Origin of the sequence: Paenibacillus pinistramenti (assembly GCF_005869875.1) — a bacterium.
GTDB classification, from domain to species: domain Bacteria; phylum Bacillota; class Bacilli; order Paenibacillales; family Paenibacillaceae; genus Fontibacillus; species Fontibacillus pinistramenti.
The window spans coordinates 438304-458620 of the sequence record NZ_VAWG01000001.1 but is presented as its reverse complement, the minus strand read 5'-3'; the positions used below and the strand labels follow the sequence as shown (position 1 = coordinate 458620).

The window sequence follows — 20317 nt, the reverse complement described above, 5'->3', positions numbered from 1 at the left end:
AGCGAGTCTGATAGGGACAAGTATGGAGTTGAATTTCGCAAGCAGGCCGGGGGATCCCGGTCTGCTTTTCTTTTTTACCAATCTATAGGAAATTTGCAAACACATGTTCCATTCTATCGGGTTGTGTTATACTAGAAAGTATCGAATAGTATCGAATTATTGCGAATGAACAGGCTCCGGTAAGCGGAGCTTTAATATAGAGGGAGGTTGCTCCGTGTCACTTCAATTGATTATCGGACGTGCAGGCAGCGGCAAAACCAAATATATGCTGGAACAAATTCAAGCCCGGCTGCAGGAGGATCCGATGATGGGGCCGCCGATTCTGATTCTTGTTCCTGAGCAGTCTACCTTTCAGCTGGAACGGGCGATCGCTTCTTTACCGGGATTGCAAGGTGCGGTCCGGGTGCAGGTGCTGGGATTTAGACGCCTTGCATTAAGGGTCATGCAGGAAACGGGCGGTTCCGCGCTTATTCCGATTAGTGAAGAAGGCAAGAAGATGCTGCTCTACCGGATCATGCGAAAGCTGCAGGAGGATCTGAAGCTGTACGGCAGTGCAGGCGGCCAGCTGGGCCTGATCGACAAGCTGAACAGCCTGTATACGGAAACGAAAAAGTATGGTGCGGACTCGGCTGCGCTGAGAGAGCACCTTCATTTGCTGGAGGCCGGCGCCAAAGAAGCGCCCCTGCTTAAGAACAAGCTGCATGACCTGCAGCTGATCTTCAGCGAATTTGAGAAAGAGCTGTCCGGTCTATACCTGGATGCCGAGGATCATGTCGTCAAGCTGGCCGAAGGCGCATTATCCTCTTCCTTCCTGCAGGGGGCGGAGATCTGGGTCGACGGCTTTCAATCTTTTACACCCCAGGAGTACAAGGCTTTAGGAAGGCTTATGGAGGCTGCTGCACGGATGAATGTCGCGCTGACGCTGGACAGGCCGTATGATGACGGACAGGCGCCGCATGAGCTGAATATGTTCCATACGCCGGCCGTAACGTATACGAAGCTTCGCGCACTGGCGGAAGACTCCGGAATTACCGTCAGCCCTGCCAGGTTGATGGACGAGCGGCCTTATCCGCGGTTTAGGGAAAAGGAGACGCTGGCGCTGCTTGAGTCCATCTATGGAACACGGAAGCGGATAAGGGAGCACGAGCAGCCGGCTGATGTGGAACAAAGCCTGCGCCTCAGAGCCGCTGTGAACAAACGGACAGAGGTTGAGGCAGCGGTCCGGGAGATGATCAGACTGGCCAGAGATGAAGGTGCCCGCTGGCGGGACATGGCTCTGTACGTCCGGTCTCTGGAGGATTATGCTGACCTGATCGAGCCGGTATTCAGCGATTACGGAGTGCCTGTATTTTTGGACCGGCGCAAGCGGATGATGACTCATCCCTTGGTTGAATTGGTGCGCGGGGCGCTGGATGTGGTCAGGAAATACTGGAAATATGAAGATGTGTTCCGCTGCGTGAAGACGGATTTCCTGCTGCCTTCCGATGGCAGTCTGACCCGGGAAGATATGGACACACTGGAGAATTACGTCTTGGCTTCAGGGATTGAAGGAGGCCGCTGGAACAGTGAAAAAGCATGGAGAGGAACGCCGAACCTGTCGTTAGAGCCAGGAGAGCAAAACGGCCGGGATCAGGAGGAGACGGAAGGCTCTGCTGCATCCGGTGCTTCCGCAGCTTCTGCCGATTCTGCCAATGCTGCTAATTCCGCCGCTTCCGGCGCACAAGAGGAATTAATGAACCGGATCCGCCTCTGCCGGGATGCCGCTGCAGGGCCGCTCGCCCTGTTTGAGAAACGGCTCAAACGGAGCAAGACGGCGAGGGATATGTGCACGGCTGTCTACCATCTGCTTGAAGACGCTGAAGCGGCGCAGAGACTGGACCGCCTTGCGGAAGAGGCGGCAGGGGCCGGACAGCCCCAGCTGGCCATGGAGCACCGCTCGGTCTGGGGAGCCGTTCTGGATCTGCTGGACCAGATCGTGGACATGCTTGGAGACGAACAGCTCGGGGTAGAGCTGTTTGCAGGTGTGCTGGATACAGGCCTGCGGAATTTAATGCTGGGCCTGGTCCCTCCGTCACTGGATCAAGTGCTGGCGGGAAGCATGGACCGGACACGCTCGGCCAAAGTCAAACACGTCTTTGTGCTGGGAGCGAACGAAGGGGTAATGCCTGCGCTTTATCAGGAGGAAGGCATCCTGACGGATGCGGAACGGACACGGCTGGCCCAGACAGGGCTTGTGCTGGAGCCCGGCCTCGCCAGAAAGCTGCTTGACGAACGGTTTATGATCTATCAGGTGCTGTCCTCGGCGGAGTCGTCCCTCTGGATTTCCTATTCGGTTGCGGACGAGGAAGGCAAAGCGCTTCTGCCGTCTGAGGTCATCCGTGACCTGAAGCTGAAATTTGCCGGCCTGCAGGAGAAATTCCTGCCTGCGGAACCGGCGTCAGCGTCTAACGAAGAGGTGCAGCTGGAATATGTGTCAAGTGCGGAGCCGACGCTCTCCGTGCTTGTCGGCCAGCTAAGGCAATGGCGGGCGGGAGCCGGGTTATCCCCTGTTTGGAAAGGGGCCGTCCATTGGTTCAGCCGCCAGCCTGCTTATCAAACCAAATTGAACTATCTGCTTCAGTCGCTGGATTACCGGAACGGGACAACCATGCTGACTGAGGCAACCAGCCGCCAGCTGTACGGAACCCGGCTGCGCACAAGCGTGTCGCGGATGGAGAAATTTGCGGCCTGCCCGTTTTCCCATTTTGCCTCATACGGCTTAAAGCTCAGGGAACGCCAGCTCTACCGGCTCAAAGCGCCGGATATCGGCCAGCTGTTTCATGCGGCTCTTAGTGCAATGGCCTTATCATTCAAGAACACCAACAGGAGCTGGGCCGATCTGACGTCGGAAGAATGCGTCCGTGAAGCAGAAGCCGCTGTGGATAAGCTGACGCCGCAGCTGCAGGGGGAGATCCTGCTCAGCTCCAAGCGTTACGGCTTTATTGCCCGCAAGCTGAAGAACATCGTCGGCCGTGCTTCGCTTATTCTCGGTGAACAGGCGAAACGCGGAAGCTTCGAGCCGGCCGGGCTGGAGCTGGACTTTGGACCGGGCAAGGAGCTGCCGCCGCTCGTCTTTGAGCTGGACAACGGCTGCGTTATGGAGGTTGTCGGCCGGGTGGACCGGGTAGACATGGCGGAAAGTGAGCAGGGGATCCTGCTCCGGGTGATTGACTATAAATCCAGCCAGACTGATCTGAAGCTCCACGAGGTCTATTACGGACTGGCGCTTCAGATGCTGACCTACCTGGATGTCGTGCTGTCTTCTGCAGAGGAATGGCTGGGCAGCCCGGCCAAACCGGCTGGAACGCTTTATTTTCATGTGCATAACCCGCTGCTGCAGAGCAGCAATGCCTTGACAGCCGATCAGGCGCGCCAGGAAATGCTGAAGCGGTTTAAGCTGCGCGGTCTGGTTACGGCCGACCGTGAAATTGCAGTGATGATGGATAACCAGCTGGAGAAAGGGCATTCAGAAATACTGCCGGTTGCGGTTAAAGGGGATGGCGGATTTTACAGCAGCTCGGCTGTTGCCACCCCGGAGCAGTGGGATGTGCTGCTGTCTTCTGTACGGAAGACGATCCGCGGCATCGGAACCCGGATCACCGAAGGAGATGTCGCCATCGAGCCGTACCGCCTGGGACAGGAGACGGCCTGCACATTTTGTTCGTTTAAATCGGTGTGCCAGATGGAGCCCTCAGACGAAAGCCGGTTTAAACCATTAAGCAAACCCGGCAAAGACCAGATCTGGAACGTATTAGAGGAGGAATCGCCATGGAACCCGTAATTCCCAAACCTGCCGGAAGCTATTGGAGCGATGACCAGTGGAATGCGATCACGCTGTCCGGCGGCAACATGCTCGTTGCTGCGGCGGCGGGTTCCGGCAAGACAGCGGTGCTCGTTGAGCGGATCATCCGCAAAATTTCCGATCCTGTGCAGCCCGTAGATATCGAACGCCTGATGGTAGCTACTTTTACGAAAGCAGCTGCTGCGGAGATGCGTCACCGGATTCGGGAAGCTTTGGAAGCGAAGCTCGAGAACGGCGAGCCCGATGAACGGCTGCAGCGGCAGCTGGCAATGCTTGGCCGGGCTTCCATCACAACGCTGCATTCCTTCTGTATGGAGGTTATTCAGCGGTATTACACGATGATTCCGCTGGACCCCGGCTTCCGGATTGCCTCTGAGCATGAAGCCAAGCTGCTCCGCCAGGAGACCCTTGAGGAGCTGTTTGAGGAAAAATACGGCAGCGAAGACGGCCAGGTCTTCTTCGAGCTGGTCGAATGGTTCAGCGGCGAACGCAGCGACGATGCCGCATTCCGGCTGGTGCAGCGCCTGTTCGATTTCTCGCGCAGTCATCCTTGGCCGGATTACTGGCTGCGCAGCATGGCTGATTCCTTTGCCGGTGCAGCGGTAGAGTCGCTGGAGAGCAGCCTGTGGGTTCAAAGCATCATCCAGGATACGCTGCTGACGCTTGACGGCATGCTGAATCTGCTTTCGCAGGGCAAGGCACTGTCGCTGGCTCCAGGCGGTCCTGCGCCCTATGCGGTATCCCTTGAAGAGGATATGAATGTAGTGCTCGGATTACAAGAAGCCGTGCTGAACGGCCCGTGGAGCGGTCTGTTCCAGACCTTTCAATCTGCAGCGTTTGGCAAGCTGAAGCCGGTCAAGAAGGATCAGACCGATCCAGCTGTGCAGGAGCGGGTCAAAGCTCTGCGGGAGGAAGCGAAGAAGTCGCTTGTCGAGCTGCAGCAGCAGCTGTTTGGCAGACCGGCGGAAGCTTTTGCTGCAGAACTGCACGCTGCGGCGCCGCTGATGTCGGGACTTGCCGAGCTCGTTATTGAATTCGGCGAACGTTACAGGGAGGCCAAGGCGGAGCGGGGCTGGCTGGATTTTTCAGACCTGGAGCATTACTGCCTGCGCATTCTGCTTCACCCGGACTCGACGCCGCTCCGGATTCTCCCCTCGGATGCTGCGCTTGAATATCAGGCGCAATTCGAGGAAGTGCTGCTCGATGAATACCAGGATACGAATACGGTTCAGGAAACCATTGTCCGGCTGATCTCCCGGCCGGGTGCCGGCAACCGTTTTATGGTAGGCGATGTGAAGCAGAGCATCTACCGGTTCCGGCTGGCTGAGCCTGGCTTGTTTCTTGAGAAGTACCGGGGCTATGGGGATGATTTCAGCGGCGAAGGCTTGCGAATCGACCTGGCCCGAAACTTCAGAAGCCGGCGGGAGGTCGTCGGGGCGGTCAATATGCTGTTCCGTCAGATCATGAACAGGACGGTTGCTGAAATTGACTATGATGACCGGGCAGAGCTGATTTATGGCAATCTGTTTCCCGCTGGAGAACAAGGTCTGCCGCAGTATGAACCGGAATTAATGCTGATTGACCGGAGCGGTGCCGGGCTTCTGGATGACCTTGCGTCCGGCAGTTCAGACGGCGGTTCGTCTGGAGGATCGGGTGAACAGGCAGAAAATGAGCAGGCAGACGGCCAGGATAACGAAGAAGCTGCCGACGTGGAGGCTGTCCGCCTGGAGGCGCGTGCGATTGCTGCACGAATCCGCGGCCTGCTCGGGGAAGGCGGCGCGCCGCTGATGGTCTATGACAAGAACCTGAAGGGCTCCCGGCCGGCTGTGCTTGGGGACATCGTCATTCTGCTGCGCTCGACCTCCGGCTGGGCCCCGCTGATGATTCAGGAGCTTCAGCTTGAAGGTATACCTGCCGTGGGAGAGCTGAATCAGGGGTATTTTCAGGCTGCTGAGGTGGAAAATATGCTCTCCCTGCTTCAGATTATCGACAACCCGAATCAGGATATTCCGCTGGCAGCCGTTCTTCGCTCGCCGATTGTCGGCCTGGATGAAGAGGATCTGTCGCAGATCCGGCTAGCCAGTAAGAGCGGCGGATTCTACGAAGCGCTGCTTGCCTGGATGGACGAAGCGGCAGAGACAGAAGACACGGAAGATGCAGCAGAAACGGAAGGCGTGACTACTGGAACAGCGCGGCTTTACGGGCGGTTGAACCGCTTTATGATCCTGCTTCAGGGATGGCGGAATCAGGCCAGAGGAGGACAGCTCAGCAGCCTGATCTGGACGGTCTACAGGCAAACCTCTTACCTGGATTTTGTCGGCGGTCTGGCGGGAGGCCCGCAGAGACAGGCCAATTTGCAGGCGCTGTATAACCGGGCAGAGCAGTTTGAACAAACTTCCGGGACACCGGGTCTGTTCAGGTTTCTAAAGTTTATTGACAAGCTCAAAGAGAACGGCGGTGATCTGGGCGCGCCTTCGACCGGCGGAGGCGAGCAGGAGGCCGTCCGCATTATGACGATTCACAAGAGTAAGGGGCTTGAATTTCCGGTTGTCTTTGTTGCTGGACTGTCCAAAATGTTCAACCGCCAGGACCTGAACGCGCCATTTCTCATGCATAAAGAGCTCGGATTCGGCCCTAAATATGTCGACAGCGAAACCCGTGTCAGCTACCCGACTCTTCCGAACCTTGCAATCCGCAGACGAAGCCAGATGGAGCTGATCGCCGAGGAAATGCGGATTTTGTACGTGGCCTTGACGCGTCCTAAGGATAAGCTCATTCTCGTATCGGCCGTCAAAGACCTGGAGAAAGCGGCGGCCAATTGGGGACAGTCGCTGGGCGGCTCGGAAGAGCTTCTTCCTGATTATTTGCTCGCGCGGGGGCGGAGCTATATGGACTGGATTGGTCCAGCGCTTATCCGTCACCCGTCCGCGGGACCGCTGCGGGAGCTGGCCGGGCTGCCAGCGGCAGCCGGCAGCCATAATCTGCTGCCTTACCGGGAGGATAGTCCGAATTGGCAGTTTATGCTTATGCCTTCTCGCAGTATTTCCCTTGCCGCGGCAGCCGGCCGTGAAGATTTGCTGCAGCCGGCTTCAATAACCGAGGCGGCGGCCGGCAGACTTCTTGAGGCGGTGCAGGCTGAAGCGGAGCATGAACCGCTGTTTGAAGAAGTGAGCAGCAGGCTGGAATGGCAATATCCATACGGATTCAGCAGCCGCGTTGCCGCGAAGACAACGGTAACAGAGCTGAAGGCAAGGCTGGTCTCTGAGGAATCGCCGGCGGCAGACGGTCTGGAGCTGCAGGCAAACCGCGCCGGGGGCTCCGGCGTGCAGCCGGGTTTCTCGGGAGGAGAAGGGAATGCCCATGAGCGGAACGACAACGAATCACGGCTCCAAGTGAGACGGCCGAGATTTATGGAACAGAAGAAGATGTCGGGAGCGGAGCGGGGAACCGCTTATCATGTGGTCTTTCAGCATCTCCGGCTGCAGGATGGCGGCAAAGGCCCGCTCGAGCTTGTGGAAGAAACGTTCCGGACGCTTGAGGAAAAGTTCATTTTGCTTCCGGAGCAGCTTCGGGAGCTGGACCGCGGCAAAATTGCTGCATTTATCAATAGTGAGCTGGGACAGAGGCTGCGGGATGCCGAATGGGTGAAGAAGGAGCAGCCGTTTACTTACGGCATGCCGGCTGCGGAGGCTTACCCCCATTTTGTCCCGGTGCAGCCGCAGCCGCAGACTTTCGGGTCAGCGGGCTCAAGCCGGGCGGGATATGCAGCAGAAACGGAGCTTTCCGCAGCAGGCGCCGCCGGAATAGGAGCTTCTGAAGCAGGGCTCTTTGGAACTGAGCGTTCTGGAACTGAGCTTTCTGGAACTGAGCTTTCTGGTGCAGAGTTCTCCATGAAAATGGAGGGGGAGCGAGTAATCGTCCAAGGGATCATCGACTGTCTGTTTAAAGTGGACGGAAAATTAATGATGCTGGACTATAAGAGCGACTTTGTTCCGCCGTTCGGGCAGGGACTCGAGGAGTTAAAGGAACGCTACCGGATTCAGCTGGAGCTGTACAGCAGGGCAGTTGAGCAGATCACTAAAGAAACGGTTGCCGAGAGATGGCTGTATTTTGTTGATTCCGGCGATGCGGTGCAAGTTTAAGGCACTGGCGGCGGGACAGGAGACTGGATAGATGATTTAGGAGGAGAAGCAATGCGAATTTTGCATACCGGAGACTGGCATTTGGGACGTGCTCTGGAGGGACGGAGCCGGCTTGCGGAGCAGGAGCAGTTCCTGGATGAGCTGGTGGAGATCGTCAGGGATCAGCAGGTGGATTTGATCCTGATGGCAGGAGATGTCTATGACAGCGTAAATCCGCCGGCTGCTGCGGAGCAGCTGTTCTACGAGACGGCTGCGCGGCTGAGTGAGGAAGGGCGCCATCTGGCCGTTATCGCGGGCAACCATGACCACCCGGAGCGCGTTTCTTCGGTTTCGCCTCTCGTCTCGGGCCGCGGGATTAATTTGGTAGGTCTTCCGACGAGCCGCTCTGTAAGCGTGCGATCAGCCAGAACCGGCGAGGAAGCCGTGATTGCCGCTCTTCCATATCCCTCCGAAGCAAGGCTGCAGGAGCTGCTGGCGGGTGACGGCGATGAGAACGAGCTGAGGATGGCTTACAGCGGAAGAGTAGGACAGCTGATGAATAGTCTGGCGGCGTCCTTCCGCCCGGACACTGTGAATTTAGCCATGAGCCATTTGTATGTACTTGGCGGATTGGAGAGCGACAGCGAACGGCCGATCCAAGTTGGCGGCGCGTATACGGTAGATCCTTCTGCGTTTCATACCGGCGCACAGTATACTGCGCTGGGCCATCTGCACCGCGCTCAGACGGTCAAAGGGGAAGGCGTTATCAGATACAGCGGCTCTCCGCTTGCTTACAGCTTCTCCGAGGCGGGGCAGGCCAAGTCCGTGGTTCTGCTTGATCTGAAGCCTGGACAGGCTGCTGCTCCTCAGGAGATTCACTTGCGCAGCGGCAGGCCGCTTGTAAAGTGGGTGTGCAGAGGCGGCCTTGAAGAGGTTCGCCGCTGGATTGATGAGGGACGCGATGCCGGCGCTTATATTGATCTGGAGCTGACGCTTACGGAAGCAATGACGATGGGGGAGATCGGCACGCTCCGCAAGAGCTGTGAAGGGCTCGTGCATATCCGTCCGGTTTATCCGGGGCAGCTGTCTTTGGAGGAGTCCATGGCTGTTCGTTCACAGATGCCGGTTGACCAGCTGTTCCGCAAATTCTATCAGCGTCAAAGCGGCGGAGCAGAGCCGGGGGAAGAGCTGATCCGTTTGTTTATGAGCCTGCTGGCCGAGGATGAATCCGGCAGCGCCGGGGAGGAGGATGTCGAATGAAGCCGATTTTACTGAAGCTGGCGGGTTTGCAGAGCTATCGGGAAAGTCAGGAGATTGATTTTACACAGCTGTGCGAAACCGGATTATTTGGCATATTCGGGCCTACCGGAAGCGGCAAATCCACACTGCTGGATGCGATGACTTTGGCGCTGTACGGCAAGGTGGAACGGGCGGTTAACGGTACGCAGGGCATTATGAATCATTCGGAGGACAGCCTGTTTGTCGCGTTTACCTTCGAGCTGGTTTCCCCCAAAGGCAGTCAGCGTTACAGGGTCGAGCGCCGGTTCAAGAGAACCGGAGACCAGTCGGTAAGCTGTACGATCAGCCGTTTTATCGAAATTAAGGCGGACGGTGAAACGGTCGTTGCAGACAAGCTCGCAGAGGTCAACCGCTGTGTGGAGGATAAAATCGGCCTGAAAATGGACGACTTCACTCGTGCTGTGGTGCTTCCGCAGGGCAAATTCTCCGAGTTTCTGTCTCTAAAGGGCAGCGAGCGGCGGCAGATGCTGCAGAGGCTGTTTCATTTGGAAAAATACGGCGATCAGCTTAGCGCCAAGCTCAGCCGCAGAATCAAAGACACGGAGAGCCGGCTGAAAGAGCTGCTCGCCGAGCAGCAGGGCCTGGGGATGGCCTCCGAGGAATCCGTGAAGGCCGCTGAAGACCGGCTGAAGGAGACGGCTGAAGCGGCTGCCTCTGCGCGGGAGGAGCTGAAGGAAGCCCGCAGCCATGCGGAGGAAGGGGCCAAGGTGCGGGAGCTTCTCCATGAGCAGCGCCGCCAGAATGAAGAAGCGGCGAAGCTGGCGCTGCGGAATCCTGAAGCTGAAGCGGCAGAGAACCGGCTGCGCCATGCGGAAGCCGCCGGCCGGCTGCACCCGGTGCTGACGGCGTGGAAGGAGTCCGCGGCTTTGGCAGGAGCGCGTGCGCTGGAAGCGGAGGCCGCTGCAGTACGCGCTTTGGCTGCCGAGCAGCAGGCCGCCGAAGCTGCGCATAAGTCTGCGCTGGCGGCTGAGGCGCTGGAGACGGAAGAGCCGGGCCTGCTGCGCCGGCTGGAGCAGCTGGAACAGGCGAAAGTGCTCCAGCAGGAGGTTGAGCAGCTCGGAGCGGAGCTTGCGCAGCAGCAGGCGAAGAAGCAGGAGCTGGAGCAGCAGCGCGGCGGTTCAGCAGAGGAATACGCCAAGGAGGAGGCGCTGCTTAATAAGGCGGTCCAGCGCCGCAAGGAGCTGGAGTTGCAGCTCAAGGAGAAGGAAGTCAAGTCGGATGAGCGGCGTCTGCTGCAGGAGGGCATGCAGCGCAAGGAAGGGCTTGCCGCAGCTGCCGGGCAGCTGGAGCAGGCCCGGAGCGAGGCGGACGCGCAGCGCCGGAAGCACGAAGAGTCGGCCGGCCTGCTGGGCCAGCTGACGGTGAAGCTGCAGCACAGCGAAGCGGAGCGGGAGGCGCTCCTTGGCGAAGCTGCCCAGCTTGCTGCCGAGCTGAAGCAGCAGGAGCAGGAGCTGCTCTCCTGCGGCGAAGCGCTGGAGAAGCGGGAAGCTGCGCTGCGAAGCCGGCTGAAGGAGCAGGAGCTGCACGTCTGGTCCGTGCGCCTGGCGCAGGGACTTGAGGACGGCTGCGGCTGCCCGGTCTGCGGCTCGCTGAGCCATCCTTCGCCGGCTTCGCACGGCGAAGGGGAAACCGCGGCGCTGGAGGCGGAGCTCCAGGCGCTCGCCCTGCTGCTCCCGGAATGCCGGGAGCTCCATTTCGGGACGGCGCGCGACCTGGAATCGGTCCGCGCCGTCCTGGAAAGCCTCGATGCCGCCCTCCAGGCGGCGGCATCCGGCGAAGCTGCTGCGGCGCTTGAGCCCGCCGCAGCAGTCCCGGGCGCTCCGCTGGACGCGGAGAGCGCCCGGGGGCGGCTCGCCGCGCTGCGGAGCAAGCGCGGCGAAAGCGGAGCCCGGCTCGCTGCGCTGCAGAGCCGGGCCCGCGACCAGCGCAGCGCCGGCGCCGAGCTGCGCCAGCGCTGCGCGCATGCGGCTGCGGAGGAAGCCGCAGCCAAAGGGCAGCTGGAGCAGCTGGAGGCCCGCTGCTCCGCGCTAGGGGCTGACCTGCAGCGCCGGTCAGCCGAATGGGCTGCAGCTCATCCCGGCGTCACGCCGGACGAGTTGCAGCTCAGCTACGACGCCCTGCACGCCAAAGATGTGCAGGCGGACGACATCCGGCACCGCCTCGAAGTCAGCGGACCGTATATCGAAGACAAAACGGGCAGGCTCCGTTCCCTGTCTGAGCGTCTTGCTGCTCTGGATAAAGAGCTGGTTGAATGCGCAACCCGCCTTGAAGGCAGCCGGCAGCTGCTGGAAGAGAAGGCTGTGCGCCTGCAGGGCTTGACGCAGGGCGAGCCCGCCGGCCGCCTGCTTGAAGCGGCGGAATCCAGACTGCAGCAGCTTCGGGCATCCGCCAAAGAAGCGCGTGAGGGATTTGCAGCGGCGGAGCAGCTCCGGAATGAGACGGCCAAGGCCGATGTATTGGCCCGCCAGGCAGCTGCCGCTGCCGCGAAGGAAGCAGAAGCCCGGGAGAAGACCTGGCAGAAGGAGCTGGCTGAATCACCGTTTGCTGGGGAGAATGAAGCGGCTGCTGCGATGATGGACGCCAAGGAAGCGGAACAACTGGAACAATGGGTTCTTCATCACCGCAGACAGCAGCAGGAGCTTGCGGTTACACTGCGGGATCTCGAAGCTCGGCTTGGCGGCAGGACCCTTACGGAAGAGGAATGGACTGCAGTTGAGCAGCGGTTCTCTGAATGCCAAACCCGGGACGAGCTGGCACTCCAGGAGAATGCCAAAGCCCAGCGGGATCTCGAGGATGTGGAGAAACGTCATGTGCGCTGGCTGGAGCTCGAAGGCATTCGCAGCGGGCTGGAGCAGGAGGCGGGAATGCTCGGCAAGCTCCAGAGCAGCCTCCGGGGCAATGCGTTTGTTGAATACGTAGCGGAGGAGCAGCTGATGCAGGTCAGCCAGGCAGCCTCCCAGCGGCTTCGTTTCCTGACGAAGCAGCGCTACTCGCTGGAGACCGATTCCGGCGGCGGTTTCGTTATCCGCGACGACGCCAACGGCGGGGTCAAACGTCCGGTATCCACCTTGTCAGGCGGCGAAACCTTCCTGACCTCCCTGGCGCTTGCGCTCGCTTTATCGGCGCAGATTCAGCTGCGGGGGCAGTATCCGCTGCAGTTCTTCTTCCTTGACGAGGGCTTCGGCACACTGGATCCGGAACTGCTGGATACGGTCATTACCTCGCTGGAGCATCTGCATCATGACCATCTTTCGGTCGGGGTAATCAGCCATGTCGCGGAGCTTCGCGAACGGCTCCCCCGCAAGCTTATTGTGGAACCGGCCGAACATGCCGGCGAAGGCTCGCGGATCCGGCTTGAGAAGCTTTAATTCAGCCTGGAATCGGATTTTTCCCGTGATGCAGATCACAGATACAGTTTAAAGGCGCTGTTATAATACAGTTAAGCCGACATTACTCATGAAGCCACCTGGACGGACGTATGGGCTGGAATTTTCAACAATTTCGCCTCCTGCCTATACGTCCGTCTCACGCACTCCCTATAGGGAGCTGCGGGGTGCTTCTTTTTTTTGCCCCGTTTCGGTATGATAAGGAAGATAAGGCTTCAGAAGGACAAGTCCTGACCTGAAGATGGCGAATACATAAATGCTCAGGAGGCTGTTAATATGGAGAATTGCTTGTTCTGCAAAATTGTCAGCGGAGAAATTCCATCCCGCAAAATTTATGAGGACGATGAATTTCTCGTCTTCCACGATATTCAGCCGGCGGCTCCAGTCCATGCGGTAATGATTCCCAAGAAGCATATTGCTTCCATGGATGAAGCGGGCGGCGAGGATTTTGCCCTGATCGGAAGGCTTCATCAGGTTGCACAAGAGACCTCGCGGAAGCTGGGCCTGGCCGAAACAGGCTATAGACTGATTAATAACTGCGGGCCTGACGGCGGGCAGACGGTTTTTCATCTGCACTATCATTTGCTGGGCGGTGCCAAACTAGGTGCGCTTACAGGAATTTCAGGCTCTCATGCCGAATAAGCGGGTATAATAGAGGAAGATACAGCTGCAGTGCTGGCAGAGCCTGAAACGGCCGCTGCCGGCGAAGCTTGGGCGATCCCTTTTCAATTCGGTGCAGAACAGCATTTTGACTTGAGGGGAGTTCAAGTTTGTTTAATCTTTGTTCAATAAATAAATGGCTTTAAACGGCTTAAAATGGCTTTGTGTGGGGTTATTCAGCGGTGTTTCAATCAGTGCACAGCCGATTTCCTCAAATCTACCAGCCGGGATTATTTATTGAATAGTTGACCTGAGTTGTGTCTTCACCTATAATGAAGATTGATGAACCGTGTTATGCTCTTGGACGGTCTGGTCGGAGGGAGGGAAAACTGGTGTCTGAAACAAAAGTTCGCAAAAATGAGACAATCGATGCTGCACTTCGTCGCTTTAAGCGCTCCATTGCCAAAGACGGCGTCTTGGCTGAGGTGAAGAAACGCAAGCATTATGAAAAGCCAAGCGTGAAACGCAAGAAAAAGTCTGAGGCTGCTCGTAAGAGAAAGTTCTAGGAGGATTTGAACTTCATGAATCTTAGCGAACGATTAAACGAAGATATGAAGCAAGCGATGAGGAATCAGGAGAAGTTCAAACTCACCACGATTCGTATGGTTCGTGCTACGATCAAGAATCTTGAAATAGATCTGAAGAGAAGTCTGAACGACGACGAAGTGCTTGATATCCTAAGTCGTGAAATCAAACAGCGCAAAGATGCCCTCCAGGATTTTATTAAAGCAGGCCGAGATGATCTTGCAGAGAATTTGAATGCAGAGATTGATATTATTGCCCGGTACCTCCCCGAGCAGCTTACCGAAGAAGAAATTAAAGTAATTGTACAGCAGACCATCCAGGAAACCGGTGCTTCTTCGAAAGCCGATATGGGGAAAGTCATGAGTGCCCTGATGCCCAAAGTCAAAGGACGGGCAGAAGGCAAGCTTGTCAACCAGGCAGTTCAGCAGCTGCTGCAATAAAGCGATTAGCGGAACGCCCTTCGATATGGAGGGCGTTTTTTGCTGTTTATAACCCGGAACTGCCGGTTCTTAGGGTTCCGTCAGTTCTTGAATACCCAGACAATCCCGTCTGTGCTTAGGCATGGACGGGATTTTTTTGTCTCCCGGCGGATGCTGTCCTTGGGCTGCTTTCATAAAACCGGAGGCTGGAGCATATTTTTTAGCATAGGGGAAGGAGGATTGCCTCGTATGAGCCGCATTGCCCGCAAATTTCGCAAATGGACCGTTGATGCGCTCGATCTCCCGGGGGATCTCGTATTTGAGCTGCCCAGGTTAACGCTTGTCGGCGGGAAGCAGCTGCTGATTGAGAATCACAGGGGTGTTCTGCATTTTTCGGAGGAGCGGCTAAGCCTGGCTCTCAGTGAAGGCGGCCTCGAAGTGACGGGAAAAGATCTGGTCATCAAGACCATTATGCCCCAGGAAGTGATGATTGAAGGGGATATTTCAGAAATCAAGTATCGTGGAATGGGGGAGAAACCGTGAAAGAACCGGCTTTTGGTTTTCTCCGCGGCTGGGTTAGTCTTGAAGTCCGCGGAGGTGATTTGGAAGAGCTTATTAACAAATGCGCGGAACACGGAATAGGGGTTTGGGAGGTCAAACCCCTGCCGGGGAGGAGGATGGAAGTCAGTGTCCTGCTCGGTGATTTCTTCAGACTTCGTCCCCTGCTGAAGCAGACAAGCTGCCGGGTGCATGTGAAACGCCGGAAGGGGCTTCCGTTCACAGCCATGCGGGTTCTCCGGCGCAAATGGTTCCTCGCAGGAATTATTTTCTTTGTGCTGGCGATCCTCTTTATGTCTTCCATGGTGTGGGACGTAGAAGTGAAGGGCAACGTTCAGATACCGGCGGAGGACATCAGGCAGGCTGCCAAAGAGGAAGGACTGTATCCTTTTCAATGGAAATTCAAGTTGCCTGAACAGGACAAGCTGTCAAAGAGCCTGACGCGCAAGCTGGACGGAACGTCGTGGGTAGGCGTAACCATTCACGGAACCAAGGCGACGATTGAAGTGGTAGAGGCGACCAAGCCTAAAGAACAGAAGCTGAGCAGCCCCAGCAATCTGATCAGCACATCCGATGCGGTAATCACTTATATCTATGCGGAAAAAGGCTACCCGCAGGCTGCCAAGAATGACCGCGTTAAAAAAGGCAGTATTCTAATATCCGGTTACCAGGCGGGAAAGGCTGTCGTCTCCAAAGGAGAGGTCCGGGGGCTTGTCTGGCATGAATACAATATCGAGGCGCCGCTGGTCAAGAAACAAAGCGTGCTCAGCGGGGCCAAGAAGACGAAGGGGTATCTGTATTTCGGGAATACGGCCGTTCAATTGACCGGTTACGGCAAGAACCGCTTTGAGCAAAGCGTAACCTATACGGAAACGGATCCGCTGACCTGGAGAAAGTGGAAGCTGCCTATCGGCTGGATGAGCGAACACGTCATGGAGAAAGCGGATATCGAGATCGAGCAGACGCCGGAACAGGCGAAGGCCGGGGGCATTGACCAGGCGAAACGCGATATTTTGGCCAAATATGGCTCCGACTCCGTAGTGAAAGAGCAAAAAATTTTGCATGAGAACACCGAGAATGGTAAAGTTTATATGAAAGTGTTGTTTGAGGTAGAGCAAAATATTGCTGAAGAGGTTCCTTTAGTCCAAGATCAAGGAGAATGAGTATATTTGGCAGAACAACAGACCGTGATCAGAATCCCGCTTAAGAATGCTTCAGAAGGACTTTCTTTGTTTGGTCCACAGGATATTTTCCTGAAAATGGTGGAAGAGAAAATCGATGTTCAAGTCGTCTCGCGAGAATCAGAGATCTCGGTTCGCGGCAGTGACCGGGATACGATGGTGGCCCAGCAGCTGTTTGAAGTGCTGCTAGAGCTGATTCGCGGCGGATATGTGCTGACCGAACGTGATGTGTCTTATTCCATTGATCTCGCGCTCGATATGCGGGCAGACCAGCTGCTAAATTTATATAAAGGCGAAGTTGCGGTTACCTTCCGCGGCAAACCTATTCGTGTTAAAACAATCGGTCAAAATCATTATGTGACGATGATCAAGAAACGGGACATTGTGTTTGGAATCGGCCCGGCGGGTACAGGCAAAACCTACTTGGCCGTCGTGCTTGCCATTGCTGCCTTGAAGGAAGGCTCCGTTAAGAAAATCGTGCTTACGCGTCCGGCCGTTGAAGCCGGGGAAAGCCTCGGCTTTCTTCCGGGCGATCTGCAGGAGAAGGTGGACCCTTATTTACGGCCGCTTTACGATGCGCTTTATGACGTGATGGGCCCAGACCAGGTAGCGAAGGCGCTTGAACGGGGACTCATTGAAATTGCCCCGCTCGCCTATATGCGCGGCAGAACGCTGGACGATTCCTTTATTATTCTGGATGAAGCCCAGAATACGACGCCGGAGCAGATGAAGATGTTCTTGACGCGTCTTGGCTTCGGCTCCAAAATGGTCATAACCGGAGATATGACGCAGATTGATTTGCCTAGAGGCAAGAAATCCGGTCTGATTGAGGCCAGCACCATCCTGAATCGGATTGAGGAGATCGGATTTGTCCATTTTAACGAATCGGATGTTGTTCGCCACTCTCTGGTGCAGAAGATCATTGTGGCTTACGAAGCAGCGGCCGACAACGCCTGACGCTCTGAAGCTGCTTGCCGGTTACGGCAGGGGCCAAATCGCCTCAGCCGAACACTGACAGTCTGTCTATGTATCTAGCGAGATAGACTCCCTACTGCCAGCCGGCGGAAGGGGGCTCCGGGGCCGATCGTCGGTCATTCCATCTATTCTGGTATACCGGAATGGATGCCGGGGACAAATTTCAAGGATAGAGAGGGCTGTTTCGAATGACCTCCAATCAAAATACCAATCGCAACTCGATTCAATCAAAGATGGCAGGGTGGAAGCATAGCGCAGGAATGCGCTATGCTCTGTTCGCTTTACTGATGATTATGCTGTATGTGAGCCTTGCCCCTAATCTGCTGCCGGAGAAATACAATATCACCGTCAATATGCCGAGCGAGAAAGAAATTCTGGCACCGATGCAGATTCAGAATACAAAGGCGACCCTGAAGGCCCAGGAGGAAGCTGCGGAAGCCGAGAAGCCGGTGTATACCAAGATTTCCCTCCGGAATGAAACGATTATAACGGAGATGCTGGATCAAATTGCCCGGATCAACCAGGATGATCAAGTCTCCCGTGAAGATAAAATATCGATATACAGGCAGGATCTGCCGCAGATTTTTCAGTCGCACATCCAGAATTTCATTATGTCCAGCCGGGATTCCGGCAATTATTCCTCTACCTTCCTGGACGAGGTCCGTACCCGAGTCAATGAACAGCTGTATCACATTTCGGAAGAGACTTATGTGAAGCTTCCCCAGCTCAAACCGGAGGATATCGCCGAGATGAAGCCGGTTGCCTCCGATATTGTGAGCAGGCTGATGTATGACCCGGCGACGGAAGCTCAAACCATCCGGGCCAAAGTAGCCGAGCAGGTCAGCTCAAGCTCTCTCAGCAAACGGATTTCGCGGGAGATAGTACAGGAGCTTGCCCGTTACGTCATCACGGCTAACAAATTTTACGATGAAGACGCTACCAAGGAAGCTAAAGTCAAAGCCCGGGAGAATACGGCTCCGGTCTATATTAAGCAAGGTGATGTGCTGGTAGCCAAAGGCCAGGTCATTACCCAGGAAATGTACACCCTCCTGAAGGATAATGACCTGCTCAAGAGCGATGTGAACTACTGGCCGCAGGTTGGCGTCGCTTTGCTGTCCTTCCTTCTGGGAACTGGACTTTATATGTATATCAGGCAGTCAGAGGCCGGCGTCCGGTTTAAATACAACAATTCGCAGCTTCTAATGCTGCTGCTGATCTTCCTGATCACCATTTTGTCGATGCATTTGCTTCAGCTTCTCCACAATGACCGCAGGCCGTATATGGGTTATCTGGCTCCGGTTGCGGTTGGGGCTATGCTGGTCACTCTGCTGCTCGATGTTCCTCTGGCTTTGATCTGTTCGATTATTTTATCTGTCGTGGCTAGTGTCGTGCTTAATATCCACCAGGGGCAGATTTTTGATTTCTATTACGGATTATTTACGCTTGTGACGTCATTCGTTTCGATCTTCAGCATCCAGCGCGCCAGCCAGCGGGCATCCATTTTGAAGGCTGGGGTGATGGTTTCTTTCTTTGGGGCTCTGCTCGTCGGAACCCTCATGATGATCAGCTCAACGGGGTGGAATCAGACAAATGTGCTGTATGCGCTTGGATTTGCTTTTGCCAGCGGATTATTGGCTACCATTATGGTTTTTGGCCTGATGCCTTTCTTTGAGGTGACCTTTGGAATTCTGTCTGCGCTCAAACTTGTGGAACTGAGCAATCCGAACCATCCGCTGCTGCGCAAGCTGCTGACGGAGACCCCCGGAACCTATCATCACAGCGTGATGGTCGGCAATTTGTCCGAGGCTGCTGCGGAAGCGATCGGGGCCAACGGCTTGCTGTGCCGGGTAGGCTCGTACTATCACGATATCGGAAAGACGAAAAGGCCGGGCTACTTTATCGAGAACCAGAACGGGATGGAGAATCCGCATGATTTTATTGATCCCAAATTAAGCAAATCTATTATTATTGCTCATGCGCGTGATGGCGCTGAAATGCAGAAGGAGTATAAGCTGCCCAAGCCGATCCGCGATATCGCGGAGCAGCATCATGGCACCACCTTCCTGCACTTCTTCTATCACAAGGCGTTGCAGCAGGCTGAGGAGCAGGGTATTGAGCCTGATTTTACAGAGGACGATTTCCGTTATCCCGGTCCGAATGCCCAGACGAAAGAAGCGGCTATTGTCGGGATTGCCGACAGTGTTGAGGCCGCTGTCCGGTCTCTGCGCAAGCCGACGGTCAATCAGGTGGAGACGATGATCGAGAAGATTATCAAGAGCCGCCTGGATGATCATCAGTTCAAAGAATGTGATTTAACCATGCGGGAGCTGGACATAGTCGGGCAGACCCTTAAGGAGACGGTGATGGGGATTTTCCATTCCCGGATCGAATACCCGGAGGATGTGAAAGTCACCAAGAATAATGTTGAGAAAGAGCGTGAGAAGGATGGCCATTCAGCTGGATTGGAGCAATGAACAGGATAAATTTGAAATTTCGGAGGAATGGATCAAGCTGCTTGAAACGCTGCTCCAAAAAGCGGCCGCTGCAGAAGGTGTAGAAGACGGCGATGTAGCCCTCACTTTTGTAGACAATGAGCGGATCCATGAATTGAACCTGGAATACAGGGGGATTGACCGGCCGACGGACGTATTGTCTTTTGCCATGACCGAAAGCCTTGACGAAGAGCCTGAGATCATTTATGAGCTCGAAGAGGGGGAAAGCCTCGACATTTTACCGGAGATGCTGGGGGACATCATTATTTCCTTGGAGCGTGTCCAGGAGCAAAGTGAAGACTATGGGCATTCCTTTGAACGCGAGCTTGGTTTTCTCTTTGTACACGGCTTCCTTCATTTGCTCGGCTACGACCACCAGGATGAAGCAAGCGAAGCTGAGATGATGGGCAAACAAGAGGCCGTGCTGGCCGAAGCAGGCCTGGTGCGCTGATGAAGCCGCGCCCAAGGTGGAAGTTCACTTTCCGTTATGCCGCTGCCGGGATCTGGTATGCTGTGCGCACGCAGCGGAATATGAAAGCGCACCTGGCGGTGGCTATTGCTGTAACAGCCGGGGCGGCCTTCTTTCGGCTGCCAGTCCTCAGCTGGGTTCTGCTGCTGCTCACGATTTCGTCTGTGATCGCGCTGGAGCTCGTTAACACGGCCCTGGAAACCGTTGTAGACCTGGTGACTGACGATTGGCACCCGCTTGCCAAGATTGCAAAGGACACGGCCGCCGGTGCGGTACTGGTCGCTGCTTCTTTTGCGGTGCTGATCGGAATGATACTGTTTTACTCCCCGGTCTGCGACTATTTTGGCTGGCACTGAACTGATGAAATCGGAAGTTTTAAACGGAAAGGTGA

13 protein-coding genes are annotated in these 20317 nt (G+C 56.0%); all 13 read left to right on the top strand.

From position 1 onward, the window contains the following. Positions 1–214: 214 nt before the first annotated feature. The 13 genes from FCN15_RS02110 to FCN15_RS02050 all read left to right on the top strand — a co-directional run bounded on the left by FCN15_RS02110 (position 215) and on the right by FCN15_RS02050 (position 20282). On the top strand, positions 215–3820 hold the full coding sequence (locus FCN15_RS02110; RefSeq protein ID WP_138493275.1) for a PD-(D/E)XK nuclease family protein: 3606 nt from the start codon (positions 215–217) through the stop codon (positions 3818–3820). Continuing rightward, complete coding sequence (locus FCN15_RS02105) at positions 3808–7983, top strand: UvrD-helicase domain-containing protein (RefSeq protein WP_138493274.1); 4176 nt, start codon at positions 3808–3810, stop codon at positions 7981–7983. Before FCN15_RS02110 ends, FCN15_RS02105 begins: the two co-directional genes overlap by 13 nt. 51 nt (positions 7984–8034) lie before the next feature. Beyond that, on the top strand, positions 8035–9222 hold the full coding sequence (locus tag FCN15_RS02100; protein ID WP_138493273.1) for an exonuclease SbcCD subunit D: 1188 nt from the start codon (positions 8035–8037) through the stop codon (positions 9220–9222). Then, positions 9219–12629 carry an AAA family ATPase gene (locus FCN15_RS02095; RefSeq protein WP_138493272.1) on the top strand — a complete coding sequence of 1137 codons (3411 nt, stop codon included), beginning with the start codon at positions 9219–9221 and terminating at the stop codon, positions 12627–12629. Before FCN15_RS02100 ends, FCN15_RS02095 begins: the two co-directional genes overlap by 4 nt. Positions 12630–12923: 294 nt before the next feature. Then, complete coding sequence (locus tag FCN15_RS02090) at positions 12924–13289, top strand: histidine triad nucleotide-binding protein (protein ID WP_138493271.1); 366 nt, start codon at positions 12924–12926, stop codon at positions 13287–13289. Positions 13290–13639: 350 nt separating this feature from the next. Then, positions 13640–13813 carry a 30S ribosomal protein S21 gene (rpsU, locus tag FCN15_RS02085; RefSeq protein WP_005547957.1) on the top strand — a complete coding sequence of 58 codons (174 nt, stop codon included), beginning with the start codon at positions 13640–13642 and terminating at the stop codon, positions 13811–13813. Between the two features lie 15 nt (positions 13814–13828). Beyond that, positions 13829–14272 (top strand): GatB/YqeY domain-containing protein, encoded by a 444-nt coding sequence (locus tag FCN15_RS02080; protein WP_138493270.1) that lies wholly within the window; start codon positions 13829–13831, stop codon positions 14270–14272. 228 nt (positions 14273–14500) lie between these two features. Continuing rightward, complete coding sequence (yqfC, locus tag FCN15_RS02075; RefSeq protein WP_138493269.1) at positions 14501–14794, top strand: sporulation protein YqfC; 294 nt, start codon at positions 14501–14503, stop codon at positions 14792–14794. Next, positions 14791–15972, top strand: a complete 1182-nt coding sequence (yqfD, locus tag FCN15_RS02070; protein ID WP_138493268.1) for a sporulation protein YqfD — start codon at positions 14791–14793, stop codon at positions 15970–15972. Before yqfC ends, yqfD begins: the two co-directional genes overlap by 4 nt. Positions 15973–15978: 6 nt before the next feature. Next, entirely contained in the window at positions 15979–16947 is a 969-nt protein-coding gene (locus FCN15_RS02065) for a PhoH family protein (RefSeq protein ID WP_138493267.1), read from the top strand. A 206-nt stretch (positions 16948–17153) separates the two neighbouring features. Continuing rightward, positions 17154–19439 carry an HD family phosphohydrolase gene (locus FCN15_RS02060; RefSeq protein ID WP_138493266.1) on the top strand — a complete coding sequence of 762 codons (2286 nt, stop codon included), beginning with the start codon at positions 17154–17156 and terminating at the stop codon, positions 19437–19439. Next, on the top strand, positions 19411–19908 hold the full coding sequence (ybeY, locus tag FCN15_RS02055; protein WP_138493265.1) for an rRNA maturation RNase YbeY: 498 nt from the start codon (positions 19411–19413) through the stop codon (positions 19906–19908). The genes FCN15_RS02060 and ybeY overlap by 29 nt, the downstream gene beginning before the upstream one ends. Beyond that, entirely contained in the window at positions 19908–20282 is a 375-nt protein-coding gene (locus FCN15_RS02050; protein WP_138493264.1) for a diacylglycerol kinase family protein, read from the top strand. Before ybeY ends, FCN15_RS02050 begins: the two co-directional genes overlap by 1 nt. Positions 20283–20317 lie beyond the last annotated feature (35 nt).

What these genes read in the sequence shown, in the direction of transcription:
- FCN15_RS02105 (WP_138493274.1), top strand. Translation starts at nt 3,808, where the DNA reads ATGGAACCCGTAATTCCCAAACCTGCCGGAAGCTATTGGAGCGATGAC.
- FCN15_RS02100 (WP_138493273.1), top strand. Translation starts at nt 8,035, where the DNA reads ATGCGAATTTTGCATACCGGAGACTGGCATTTGGGACGTGCTCTGGAG.
- FCN15_RS02095 (WP_138493272.1), top strand. Translation starts at nt 9,219, where the DNA reads ATGAAGCCGATTTTACTGAAGCTGGCGGGTTTGCAGAGCTATCGGGAA.
- FCN15_RS02090 (WP_138493271.1), top strand. Translation starts at nt 12,924, where the DNA reads ATGGAGAATTGCTTGTTCTGCAAAATTGTCAGCGGAGAAATTCCATCC.
- FCN15_RS02080 (WP_138493270.1), top strand. Translation starts at nt 13,829, where the DNA reads ATGAATCTTAGCGAACGATTAAACGAAGATATGAAGCAAGCGATGAGG.
- yqfC (WP_138493269.1), top strand. Translation starts at nt 14,501, where the DNA reads ATGAGCCGCATTGCCCGCAAATTTCGCAAATGGACCGTTGATGCGCTC.
- FCN15_RS02060 (WP_138493266.1), top strand. Translation starts at nt 17,154, where the DNA reads ATGACCTCCAATCAAAATACCAATCGCAACTCGATTCAATCAAAGATG.
- ybeY (WP_138493265.1), top strand. Translation starts at nt 19,411, where the DNA reads ATGGCCATTCAGCTGGATTGGAGCAATGAACAGGATAAATTTGAAATT.
- FCN15_RS02050 (WP_138493264.1), top strand. Translation starts at nt 19,908, where the DNA reads ATGAAGCCGCGCCCAAGGTGGAAGTTCACTTTCCGTTATGCCGCTGCC.